This window comes from Vagococcus fluvialis bH819 (assembly GCF_900163795.1).
Lineage (GTDB): Bacteria > Bacillota > Bacilli > Lactobacillales > Vagococcaceae > Vagococcus > Vagococcus fluvialis_A.
Window position 1 is genome coordinate 309,795 of sequence record NZ_FWFD01000015.1, and the last position, 12,569, is coordinate 322,363.

The following is a 12,569-nucleotide window of genomic DNA, read 5'->3' on the forward strand; positions in this document are numbered from 1 at the left end:
TTTTATTCTTATGTATTGCTATATACTAGGCATGTAGAGATAGGAATACTATTAAAGGAGGGCAAGAAATGCAAAATCCAAGAGTTGTTGTTGATTTAGTGAAATTAAAAGAGAACTTAGATTTTCTTTCAAGTCGGATTAAGAAAAATAACAATATTTCTGTAACCGCTATCACTAAATCTTTCTCAGCACATCCTGAAATTATATCCGTATATGAAAAATGTGAAGGAATTGATTATTTAGGTGATTCACGTATTGAAAATTTTATTAAAAATTTAGAAACAACTAAAGAAAAGGTTTTGGTTAGAATCCCGATGATAACAGAGATTCCAGAAGTTGTTAAATATACTGATGTTAGTTTTAATACAGAAATTAAAGTCATTCAAAAATTAAATGAAGAAGCCAAAAAGCAAAATAAAACACATAAAATACTTTTAATGGTTGATTTAGGAGATTTAAGAGAAGGGATTTTTGAAGAAGAAGAACTTTATTCAGTGGTTGAACAAGTGGTTCAATTAAATAATATAAAATTAGTTGGCTTAGGTGTTAACTTAACTTGTTATGGTGCTGTTATTCCGACCGAAGCTATTTTAAACAGGCTAGTTTATTACAAAGAAAAAATAGAAGCACGCTTCAAAGTTAATTTAACAATGATTTCTGGAGGTAATTCTAGCTCGATTTATATGTTAGATCCAGATAATCCAGAAAATTTACCTAAAGAAATTACTAATTTACGAATCGGAGAAGCTTTTGTTTTAGGTAGAGAAACAGCATATGGAAAAGATTATAAAGAGATGCATCAAGATATTTTTACTTTGAAAACAGAAATTGTGGAGTACAAAACAAAACCATCCTATCCAATAGGTGAAGTAGGAGTTGATGCTTTTGGAAATAAGCCAACATTTGTTGATAAAGGTTTGATGAAACGAGGAATTGTAGGGATCGGTCAACAAGATGTTGATAAAATGACTATCCATCCACTTGATTCTCGACTTGAGATTGTTGGAGCGAGTTCAGATCACTTGATTATTGATTTTACAAAGGCAGAGAATGATTATCAAGTAGGCGATGAAGTTTCATTTGGTCTGGATTATGGTTCGTTATTAAATTGTTTTACCAGTGAATACGTTAAAAAAGAATTTATATAAAAAATACTAGGGGGCAATATTTATGAAAAACGTAAAAGTTATTATTTGGGGAATGGGAGCTATGGGCTCAGGAATGGCACGTATGTTAATGGGAAAAAAAGGGGTTGATATCGTTGGAGCAATCGATATTGGAGATAAAATTGGCAAACCTATTTTTGATCATCTAGGTGAAACTTTTGAAGGAAAAGAAAATATCAAGATTGGTACTGTGGAAGAATATATTACAGAAAAAAGAGCAGATGTTGTTTTATTATGTACTGATTCATTCACAGCAAAAGCATTCGATAAAATTAAATTAATTGTTGAAAATAAAATGAACGTTGTAACAAGTGCTGAAGAGATGGCATTTCCAAAAGCTCAAAACCCTGAGTTAGCAGAAAAAATTGATGCTTTAGCAAAAGAGAATGGAGTTTCTGTATTAGGAACAGGTATTAATCCAGGTTTAATTATGGATGTTTTAGTACTAGTTATGACTGGAGCTTGTACAGATATTAAAAAAATAACATCTCGCCGTGTTAACTCATTGTCACCATTTGGAGCAGCAGTAATGGAAGAACAAGGAATCGGAATTTCAGTAGAAGAATTTGAAACAGGTAAAAAAGAAGGTACCTTAGCTGGTCATGTTGGTTTCCCTGAATCTATTTCATTAATGTCAACAGCTTTGGGATTAGAATTAGATGAAATCGTTCAAGATATGGAACCAATCGTAACTGATGTTGATCGTGTGGCGCCTCATGGCGAAGCTAAAGCAGGATCAATTGCCGGTGTTGCGATGAAGGCTTGGGGTAAAAAAGACGGAGAAACAATCATTGAAATGGATCATCCTCAACAAATCGAACCAGAACAAGTGGGGGTTAATACTGGAGATTATGTAATTATTGATGGTAATCCAGCAATAAATGTTGTTAACTCACCAGAAGTTGAAGGTGGTGTAGGAACGATTGCTATGTGTGTGAATATGATTCCTCAAACGATTAATGCTCGTTCAGGATTAGTAACGATGATTGATTTACCAATTCCACACGCTATTTTAGGAGATTTTAGAGATCAAATTCATCCAGAAGCAAAAATTGTAAAATAATAACACTAATTAATGGAGGCTTTATACATGATTAAGAAAAATGAATGGGTTCAAGTTCATTCAGTTATCTTGAACGCTGAACAAAGAGCACCACAAGTACCTGATGACACAAAAAGTGTGCCACTAGAAATGTGGATTAAAGGTTATTTAATGAAAGATGCCGAACTGGGAGAAAATGTGACAGTAAAAACAGTGACTGGTCGGTTAGTTGAAGGGAAATTGGTTCAAGCTCATCCTACATTTAGACATAGTTTTGGTGAATTTGTACCTGAAATTTTAGAGATTGATCAAACTGTCAGAAGAGAATTGTTCGGAGGTGATTATTAATGTCTAATAATAGCTATAAAGCAGTAATGGATCGTAAAAATCAAATTGTTCAAGATTCATTAAAAATAAACTATGAGAATTTTAAAATTTCTGATATCGCTTTTGATTATGAACGCATGATGTCTGAAGTAGGTTATTCGATTGATGAAATGATTGAAATACAATCAGCGTTAGGTGTTGGCAATACGCCAATAGTAGAATTAAAAAATATTACAGCTCTTTCTCGTAAATATGCGAAACCAGGAAAAGGCGCTCGCATTTTTGTAAAGGATGAAGCGGCCAATGCTTCTGGTAGTTTTAAAGACCGACGAGCATCAGTTTCCTGTTACCATGCTAAAAAACTCGGTTATAAAGGAGTGGTTACTGCGACAAGTGGTAATTATGGAGCTGCCGTTGCCTCTCATGCTGCTAAATTAGGATTAAAATGTATCGTGGTTCAAGAATGTTTTGACTCAAAAGGAATGGGACAACCGGAAATTGTTGAAAAAGCAAGAAAATGTGAAGCACTAGGCGCAGAGGTGGTTCAACTAACTGTCGGACCAGAATTATTCTATCAATTCTTACAGATTATTGAACAAACTGGCTATTTTAACGCATCATTGTATACACCATTTGGTATTGCAGGTGTAGAAACATTGGGCTATGAAATTGTTAAACAATTTGAAAAAGAAATCGGTAAGCAACCAGATGTTGTTGTTGCAACTAATGCTGGTGGTGGTAACCTAACTGGAACAGCAAGAGGTATGATAAAAGCAGGTAATACAACTTCTAAAATTGTAGCTGCCAGTGTCGACTTAACTGGATTACATATGGCTTCAGATGGTGATTTTAACCGTAAATCATTTACAACAGGTCATACTGGATTCGGTGTTCCTTTTACAACAGGACCAGATAGATCAGATGTTCCACGTTCTGCGGCTCGCCCACTACGATATATGGATCGTTATGTAACGATGAGCCAAGGAGAAGTTTTCTATGTCACAGAAATGTTAGCTAATTTAGAAGGTCTTGAAAAAGGACCAGCTGGAAACACATCTCTTGCAGCAGCTTTTGCCATTGCGCAAGAAATGGATGAAGATCAAATTATTTTAGTTCAAGAAACAGAATACACAGGCGCAGGAAAAACAGTTCAACCACAGTTATCATTTGCACGAGATAATGGAATTGATATCCATTTTGGAAATCCTAGAGATGAGCAACCTGGTGTATCAATTATCTTACCTGAATCACCTAAAGCTATTGAAATTAAAGATTTTGATTTAAATAAATTAAGACATTCAGCTATTAGAAATGCAATTAAAGGAATTGATCGTGAGATTACCAAAGAAGAATTAGCTTATCTTGCTGAAGAAATTAATGGAACAGTAGAAGATGTTATCAATCATATTGAGCAACTAAAAAATTAAGAGGTGACTATAATGGAAGAAGTAACTTACGAAGAAGCAAGAAAACATCTTGCTGGTTTATCAGATGAAGAATTAAAGACACGTTTCTGGGCATTGTCAGAAGAAATTATGGAACCAATGTTAGAAATGGGAAGAGAATATACTTCTCCATCTATCGAGCGTTCTGTTTTACTAAGAATGGGATTCTCTTCAATCGAGGCAACTGAAATCGTCAATCGTGTCTTAACTCATGAGTTAATGGGTAAAGGAGCAGGGCACATTGTTTACCGTATTGCTAAAGAAAAAAATATTGAAATTAGAGAAGCTGGCTTAAAATTAAGTCAAGGCGAATATTGGGACGACGTTCTTAATATTTTTAAGGGAGGTAACTAATCATGTCAGAAACAATAAAATTAGATAAAAATGAAAAATTAGACATTAATGAAATCCTTACTGATTTAGAAAACTATCGTCCTAAACGTCGTGGCTGGGTATGGAGAACGCCAGTACCAAATTATCAATTACATAAGTTTGAATATAAAGATATGGCGGAATCTTTAAAACAATATGTTCCACTACCATCTGCAAAATATTTTGGGAATATTGACCCACAAGGAACGTCATCAATTACAACAGAAATTGCTTCTGGACGATTTGAAGATGATATCAGAAGAATGCGTATGGCAGCTTGGCATGGTGCCGACCATATTATGGTTATTAGAACAGCTGGACAATCTCACTTTGAAGGATTAATTGAAGGAACACCTCAAGGGATTGGTGGTATTCCAATCACAAGAAAACAAGTTCGTGCGCAAAGAAAAGCTTTAGATGCTATTGAAGAAGAAGTAGGACGTCCGATTAACTATCATAGTTATGTATCAGGTATTGCAGGACCAGAAGTGGCAGTTATGTTTGCTGAAGAAGGCGTGAACGGAGCCCATCAAGATCCACAATATAATGTGCTATATCGTAATATTAATATGGTTCGCTCATTCATCGATGCCTGTGAGTCTAAAAAAGTCATGGCATGGGCAGGAATCGCTCAAATTGACGGGGCACATAATGCCAATGCAACAGCTCGTGAAGCGTGGAAAGTTATGCCAGAATTAATGGTGCAACATGCTCTTAATTCGGTATTCTCATACAAAGTTGGGATGGCTAAATCAGATATTTGTTTATCAACAGTGCCACCAACTGCACCACCAGCACCATCAATGTTCTTGGATTTACCTTATGCAGTAGCATTACGTGAATTCTTTAGTGAATACCGTATGCGTGCTCAACAAAATACGAAATATATGGAAGCTTCAACTCGTGAAGCAACTGTTACTCATGTTTTAAATTTATTAATTTCTAAATTAACAAGTGCTGATATTCAATCAACGATTACTCCAGATGAAGGGCGTAATGTTCCTTGGCATATTTATAATGTTGAAGCGGTAGATACTGCTAAACAAGTATTCCAAGGTTTAGATGGATTTAATGAAATGGTTCAATTAAAAGAAGACGGACCATTAAGAGAACAAGCACGTGAAATTAAAGAAAGATCTGTTTTATTCTTAGAAGGAATGATCGAAGCAGGAGGATATTTCCAATCTGTAGAAGATGCTTTCTTCGTAGATTCTGGTAATTATCCAGAAAGAAATGAAGATGGAATTTCTAGAAAAATCAATGGTGGTGTCGGAGCAGATACCGTTTATAAACGTGATGAAGACTATATGGCACCAGTTACAGCTCACTTTGGTAACAATAATGTTGCTCAATATGACGAATCAGCTGTAGAAGATCCAGCTAAATTAATCGGCGGTTCAACGTTTGAAGATCCAGATAAAATTATTTTTATTGATGAATTAGATGAAAATGATAATGTTAATTTACGTCTTGAAGAAACAAAAGAGTTTAGAGAAGAAGGTTTAATTAAACCAGAAGCTGAATGGCAAGGTGACGGTACTGTTCTTATGACATTCATGATACCTGAATCAAGTCGAGTGGCAGAATTTGCAGCTCTCGAAATGGGTAAAAAGATGGGGCTAGAGGACTGTGAAGTTATCAATAAAGAAGTTATGCAAGCAGCAGAAGGAACACGGATTGAGATGAAAGGTCGTATGCCGTTCTCAATTAAAAAAGAATCATTAATCATTCCAGAAGAACCAATCGTTATGTCTGATGATGAGATTCGTGAAGAAATTAAACGTAAAAAAATGGTCATTGTTGCCGGAACTGTTGGAGAAGATGAGCATTCAGTGGGCTTACGAGAAATCATCGATATTAAACATGGTGGTATTGAGCGATTTGGCGTTGAAGTACATTATCTTGGTACAAGTGTACCGGTTGAAAAATTAGTAGATGCAGCGATTGAATTAAACGCAGATGCAATGCTTGCTTCAACAATTATTAGTCATGACGATATCCACTACAAAAATATGCAACGAATTAACGATTTAGCAATTGAAAAAGGAATCCGTGATAAGATTATGATTATGGCTGGAGGAACACAAGTAATTCCTGAGATAGCTGTAAAACATGGTATGGATGCGGCCTTTGGACGTGGAAGCAACGGATCTAATGTTGCAACAGCTTTAGTGGAACGACGCAGAGAAATGGAAAAAGAATAATATGAAAATAGATATCTTGGTAGCAGAAATAGGCTCTACAACAACAGTAGTTAATGCGTTCCACGATATTCATACAGATTCACCAAAGTTTATTGGTCAAGGACAAGCAGCTACAACTGTTGAAGAGGGAGACGTACGAATCGGGTTAGAGAATAGTATTCGTGATTTACAAAAGTTATTACATGCAGATACGCTAACATATGATGAGTTATTTGCTACATCTTCAGCCGCAGGAGGCTTGAAAATGACCGTTCATGGTTTAGTGTTCGATATGACTGCAAGAGCTGCTAAAGAAGCAGCTCTAGGTGCAGGTGCTATTGTTAAGATGGTTACTGCTGGTAATATGCGTCGGACAGATATAAAAAAATTACAAGATGCTAATCCTAATATTATCCTTATAGCAGGTGGTGTGGATTATGGTGAAAGAGAAACAGCTTTAAATAATGCAGAAAAAGTAGCTGAATTAAATTTGCCGATACCTGTTATCTATGCAGGGAATATTGAAAATGATGAAGAAATAAAATTGATTTTCGAAAATTATGATAATGATCTTTATGTTGTCGAAAACGTTTTTCCAAAAATCGATGAATTAAATGTTGAACCAACTAGAAAAGTCATTCAAGATACTTTTGAAAAACATATCGTACATGCCCCTGGAATGGAGCATGTATACGATATTGTGAATGGTACTATTACACCAACACCAGCAGCAGTCATGAATTTAAGTAAACTTATATATGAAAAAATAGGGGATGTTTTGGTGATTGATGTAGGTGGAGCAACAACTGATGTTCATTCGGTTACAGAAGGAACAGAAGCTATTTCCAAAATACAAGTAGCACCAGAGCCACTTGCCAAACGAACCGTTGAAGGTGATTTAGGTCTATATGTTAATAAGGAAAATGTGATTGAGTTAGTTGGAGAAGAAGAATTGGTAAAACAAGGTTTTGATTTAGAAACATTTCGTCATGAATATCACTCAATTCCCAAAAATAGTCAAGAAAGAAAGTTAGTTGAACTACTTTCAGAGGCGGCTACTTTAACAGCTGTAGAAAGACATGCTGGTCAAGTAAGGTATGTTTACGGACCAACTGGTAGATCAACGCTAGCACAAGGAAAAGATTTATCAAATGTAAAATTTGTTATTGGAACTGGTGGAGCATTGACAAGACTTGAAAATGGACCGGCTATTTTAAATAAAATACCAAAAGATAAAGAGTCAAAATCAGCGCTATTACTTCCAACAGGAACTGTTAAGGTATTAATAGATCATGATTATATTATGGCTTCACTAGGTGTTCTTGCTTTTAAGTATGAAGAAGCAGCGCTAATACTACTTGAAAAATCATTTAGAGAGAAAGTATTCAAAATCTAATTGATAGAAAAGGCTTTCAAAGAAACAAAAAATGCGTTATAATAATTCATATAGTTAAATTTAGAATATGAACATTCATTTTGAATGACAATGGAAGTTGGTAAGAAGCCAACACTGTACCCGCAACTGTGTGAACATCTTAAGATGTTTGAGTCAGGAACATTGGTTATATTCTAAATTCACTTTTTCGGGAGTAGAGAAGTGGCTTATCATGTAAAAAACATGGGCCACTTTGTGTAAAAACAAAGTGGCTCTTTTTTAATTAAAAAAGTTCTTTTACCGGCAAGTAAAAGAACTGATAGGATCTCATTTATGCCCATTTTATGGTTTGTAATTTAGGCGCAGTATGTGCTCCTTGTTGACAAACAAAATTAAAAAGGGTTGAGATTGTTTGGTTTTTACAATTTGATTTATTCATGATAACTTGAACTGGCTCTTCTTTTGCTATGACTTCAATAATTTTGATTGTTCCAGAATCAATGTATTCTTGAAGTCTACCCGTTCTCACAATTCCTAACATCTTACCAGATAGAATTGCTTCTTGAACAATTTCATCACTAGTAGTATTAATGATAGTTGGTTGGTTAAAAGATTGTTGAAAAGAGTTATCGTAATTATAGTATTCAGATTGGTCGATTACAATCGGATATTCAGAAAAATAATCTTCTAAAGAAAAATCTGAGTTAAATAGTGAATAGTGGATACAAAGAGCAGTGCTTTCAACTGCAATTTGTTTAGTAATTAAATCTGAGCTAGCTATTTTACCTGTGATAATACCAAGATCAACTTCGTTTTTAAGCACTTTACTGATAGTTTCCTCATTACTGGCGCCATTCAGATTGAATGATACCGTTTCGTTTGATCGAGACATTTTATTAATTGCAGGCATAAAATAACGAAAACCATAATAATCATGACCTTGTAGTTGTAAAGAAATATGGTTCCCGTGATCAGGAGAAATATTTTTTATTAAATTTATTTCTTTTAGGATATTAATTGATCTCATATAGAGTTCTTCTCCTGCCCTTGTTAAGAGATACTTCCCATTTCTTTTAATTAATAATACACTGTCAAGTTCAGCTTCTAAGCTCTGGATATGTTTAGTAATCGTTGGTTGTGAATAATTGAGTTTTATTGCTGCTTTGGTCATGTTCAACTCTTCAGCTACAACTTGAAAGGTTTGTAATGTTCTGATTTCCAATAAAACACCTCCTAGTTTATTTACATGCTACACGTTATATTGTATAACAAAAACTTGTCAAGGTAAACGCTTTCTTTTGATGAGCTATTTTTTTTGTGCTTTTTCCGTGGTATTATGAAGTGAATAGTTACTATTCATTTTTTTTTTAAAATAAAAAAATTAATTAATATATAATAAAGTTGAGGATAGTTTATGAATTCTTCAAAAAATCAATATTTCCATCATTTTCATCCATTTTTTATTTTTTTATATTTTTGTTTTGTTTTAATGATTATTATGTTTTCTGTTAATCCTGTCATAAGAGTGATAACGTTAGTGATTGGTTTAATGACACAGTGGCGATTGATAGAAGGTGAACAAATAAAAAGAGATTTTAAATTCTTTTTATTGATTTTTTTCATCTCTACAGTGGGAAATTTTTTATTTGTTCATACTGGAAGAACCATTTTATTTGAATGGGGATTGAGAGCCTCAAAAGTTTATCGATTTACATTTGAATCTTTATTTTATGGTTTTTCATTTGGAATAATGATGTGTTCTATTCTTATTTGGTTTCGATTATTTTCACATTCATTTGATAGTGAAAAAATATTGTATCTTTTCGGGAAGAGGATGCCTAAACTTTCTCTTGTACTATCTATGATTCTAAGATTTATTCCTTTGTATCAAAAAGAAGTAAACAATATTAAACTTGCTCAAAAAGGAATTGGGTTGTCCAATGAATCTAAAAATAGAAAAAAACTTGAAAAGGAGTATCAAACTTTTTTAAGTCTATTTGGATGGTCTCTAGAGCGAGCCATTATTACCTCTGATTCGATGAATTCTAGAGGATATGGCTTAAAAAATAGAACACAATATCAAGTTTACAGTATCCAAAAAAGAGATATGGGTTTAGGTTTGAGTGTTCTGATATTACTAAGCAGTATTTATTATTGCTCTGTTAGTGGTGGTTTTTCATTTTATTACTACCCTAAAGTAAATCTTAATATAGAGGAAAAAATTTCGTTAATAGGGTATATCAGTCTATTGATATTTTTAAGTTTACCCCTATTAATTGAATTAAAGGAGAGAGTGCGATGGACATACTTAGAATGGAAGATATAGGGTTTAGGTATGATGGTAACTCTCACAGGGTTTTGAAAGATATTTCGTTTAGTGTAAAAAAAGGCGATTTTATCGTTGTAATGGGTGATTCAGGTAGTGGTAAAAGTACTTTACTTAGATTATTAAAAAAAGAATTAGTACCAAATGGAGAGATGACAGGATCCATTTATTTTAATCAAAGACTGCTTTCAGATTTACTTGATGAAGAGACAGCTGCCAAAATAGGTTATGTCATGCAAGACCCAGAAGCTCAAATTGTCACTGATAAAGTATGGTCAGAACTTGCTTTTGGATTAGAAAATTTAGGATTACCTAGAGAAATTATCAGAAGCCGGATTGGCGAAATGGCAAATTATTTTGGAATCCATCATTGGTACCATAAAGATGTAAGTGAATTATCAGGTGGTCAAAAACAATTGCTAAATTTAGCTGCGGTACTAGTTATGCAGCCGGAGATAGTTATTCTAGATGAACCAACGGCCCAACTAGACCCGATTGCTTCACTGGATTTTTTAAGAACGATTAATCGAATCAATAAAGAATTAAACACAACGATTATTATCGCAGAACATGATTTAGAAGAAGTGTTTGGAATGGCTGATCAACTACTTTTATTAAGAAAAGAAAAAAGTTCGATTATGGGGACACCGTTTGAATTGATAGAAACTCTTTTAACTTCTGAAAGCGGTGAGGAAAACTTACCTTCAATCATTCGATTACATCATTTGTTTGAGTTGAATACCCCTTATCCACTAACGATTAGTGAAGGGATTCGAGAGACCCATTCTTTTTTTGAAGGTAAAAAATTACCTAACCAATCGAATGAAATAGTGAGAAGAAGCCAAGTGGAAAGAAAAATAGCAGTTTCTTTAAAACACGTCTCATTTAAGTACTCTAGATTGGATGAGGATGTTTTAAATGATGTCTCATTAACTATTAATCAAGGTGAAATTTTTACTATTTTAGGTGGAAATGGATCTGGGAAGAGTACTCTAATTAAAGTGATGAGTGGTCTTATCGTACCTTATCAAGGTCAAATTAAATTGAATAATAAAAAAATTAAAAATAAGGTTAAAGATTATGGTCATGAAATTGCGTATTTACCTCAACAACCAGTTTCAATGTTTATAGAAGAAACGGTCAGAGATGACTACTATTCTTTTTTAACCGTTATGAAGCAAACCAATATAGAAGAAAAAATAGCAAACGTGGTCAAACTATTAGGGATAGAACAATTGATAGAACAGCACCCTTACGATTTAAGTGGTGGAGAGAGTCAATTAGTGGCATTAGGAAAAGTATTATTATTAGAACCCAATATTTTATTCTTAGATGAGCCGACTAAAGGAATAGATACAAAGAATAAGAAAAAAATAGCTAACCTTTTAAAGGAACTTGCTAAAAATGGTAAAACGATTATTGTTGTTACTCATGATATCTCACTTTCGGCAAGCATTTCTGATCGTTGTGGTTTATTTTTTGATAGACAGATGATTTCAATTTCTGATCCGGAGACGTTTTTTTCTAACAACTATTTTTATACAACGCCAATTAATAAAATGCTTAAAAATTATTTTCCAAAGATTATAACCTTTGATCAAGCTAAAGAACAATGGCGTTCTTTACAAAAAGGATCTGAAATCAATGAATAATTTAAAGAAAAAGTTTGTTTCTTTTATTTTTATAATTTTGAGTATCTGTCTGATGTATTTATTTTATAAATACAATCGTTACAATTTGTTATCTTTTTTTGTTGTTTTGCTATCATTTATTCCTTTTTTTAAGAAGTTCGAAAAAAAAGAGATGGCGACAAGAGAATTAGTCCTAATAGCTGTGATGACGGCAACGGCAGTTGTTTCAAAGATTATTTTTTTCTTTACACCTTCAATTAATCCACTAGTAGCTGTTGTGATAATATCTGGCCTTCAATTTGGATCCTTATTTGGCTTTATGGTAGGGGCACTCTCACCATTTGTAGCGAACATGATATTTACTCAAGGACCGTGGACGCCGTTTCAAATGTTAACAACAGGACTAATAGGATTGATAGCTGGAAGTAAGTGGATCAGAAAACATGAGAATAATCGATTAATTATTAGTTTATTAGCCATTTTATCAGGAGTTCTTTATTCACTCCTAATGGATATTTGGACAGTGCTGTCCATTGATGGTGTGTTTACGTGGAGTCGTTACTTCACAGTGCTAGTTCCGGCGATACCTTATACAATGACGTATATGATATCAAATGCAACATTTGTCAATGTATTAATCAAACCGCTTAGCATGAAAATTAAACGTGTTAAGCAAAAATACGGTTTGAAAAATTAAGAAAG

At 33.7% G+C, this 12,569-nt stretch carries 11 protein-coding genes and 1 riboswitch; of the genes, 10 read left to right on the forward strand and 1 reads right to left on the reverse strand.

The genetic code is table 11. The features are described 5' to 3' along the window. Positions 1–68 precede the first annotated feature (68 nt). From orr to FM121_RS11115, 7 genes are read left to right on the forward strand one after another with little or no spacing between them, the layout of a single operon-like run. On the forward strand, positions 69–1,148 hold the full coding sequence (gene orr / locus FM121_RS11085; protein WP_086952226.1) for an ornithine racemase Orr: 1,080 nt from the start codon (positions 69–71) through the stop codon (positions 1,146–1,148). A gap of 22 nt (positions 1,149–1,170) precedes the next feature. Beyond that, positions 1,171–2,229, forward strand: coding sequence for a 2,4-diaminopentanoate dehydrogenase (gene ord / locus FM121_RS11090; RefSeq protein WP_086952227.1), 1,059 nt, complete (start codon positions 1,171–1,173; stop codon positions 2,227–2,229). Between the two features lie 27 nt (positions 2,230–2,256). Beyond that, complete coding sequence (gene ortA / locus FM121_RS11095) at positions 2,257–2,556, forward strand: 2-amino-4-oxopentanoate thiolase subunit OrtA (RefSeq protein ID WP_086952228.1); 300 nt, start codon at positions 2,257–2,259, stop codon at positions 2,554–2,556. Then, a complete protein-coding gene (ortB, locus tag FM121_RS11100) occupies positions 2,556–3,962 on the forward strand; it encodes a 2-amino-4-oxopentanoate thiolase subunit OrtB (protein ID WP_086952229.1) in 1,407 nt (468 codons plus the stop codon). Before ortA ends, ortB begins: the two co-directional genes overlap by 1 nt. A 12-nt stretch (positions 3,963–3,974) precedes the next feature. Further along, entirely contained in the window at positions 3,975–4,334 is a 360-nt protein-coding gene (locus FM121_RS11105; RefSeq protein ID WP_086952230.1) for an ornithine aminomutase subunit alpha, read from the forward strand. Positions 4,335–4,336: 2 nt separating this feature from the next. Continuing rightward, positions 4,337–6,556, forward strand: coding sequence for a D-ornithine 4,5-aminomutase subunit OraE (gene oraE / locus FM121_RS11110; protein ID WP_086952231.1), 2,220 nt, complete (start codon positions 4,337–4,339; stop codon positions 6,554–6,556). Between the two features lies 1 nt (position 6,557). Then, on the forward strand, positions 6,558–7,931 hold the full coding sequence (locus tag FM121_RS11115; RefSeq protein WP_086952232.1) for a GlmL-related ornithine degradation protein: 1,374 nt from the start codon (positions 6,558–6,560) through the stop codon (positions 7,929–7,931). A gap of 53 nt (positions 7,932–7,984) precedes the next feature. After that, positions 7,985–8,114: riboswitch (cobalamin riboswitch) on the forward strand. A 127-nt stretch (positions 8,115–8,241) separates the two neighbouring features. Here FM121_RS11115 and FM121_RS11120 read toward each other — a convergent pair. After that, positions 8,242–9,132, reverse strand: a complete 891-nt coding sequence (locus FM121_RS11120) for a LysR family transcriptional regulator (protein ID WP_086952233.1) — start codon at positions 9,130–9,132, stop codon at positions 8,242–8,244. Between the two features lie 192 nt (positions 9,133–9,324). On the opposite strand from FM121_RS11120, the gene FM121_RS11125 reads away from it, so the two are divergent. Genes FM121_RS11125 through FM121_RS11135 form a run of 3 tightly spaced genes read left to right on the forward strand, consistent with a single transcriptional unit; the run spans position 9,325 to position 12,564 of the window. Next, entirely contained in the window at positions 9,325–10,236 is a 912-nt protein-coding gene (locus tag FM121_RS11125; RefSeq protein WP_086952234.1) for an energy-coupling factor transporter transmembrane component T, read from the forward strand. Continuing rightward, a complete protein-coding gene (locus FM121_RS11130) occupies positions 10,209–11,888 on the forward strand; it encodes an ABC transporter ATP-binding protein (RefSeq protein WP_086952235.1) in 1,680 nt (559 codons plus the stop codon). Before FM121_RS11125 ends, FM121_RS11130 begins: the two co-directional genes overlap by 28 nt. Then, the gene (locus FM121_RS11135; protein ID WP_086952236.1) at positions 11,881–12,564 is read left to right on the forward strand and encodes an ECF transporter S component; all 684 of its coding nucleotides are present in this window, start codon (positions 11,881–11,883) and stop codon (positions 12,562–12,564) included. Before FM121_RS11130 ends, FM121_RS11135 begins: the two co-directional genes overlap by 8 nt. The last annotated feature ends 5 nt before the right edge of the window (positions 12,565–12,569 follow it).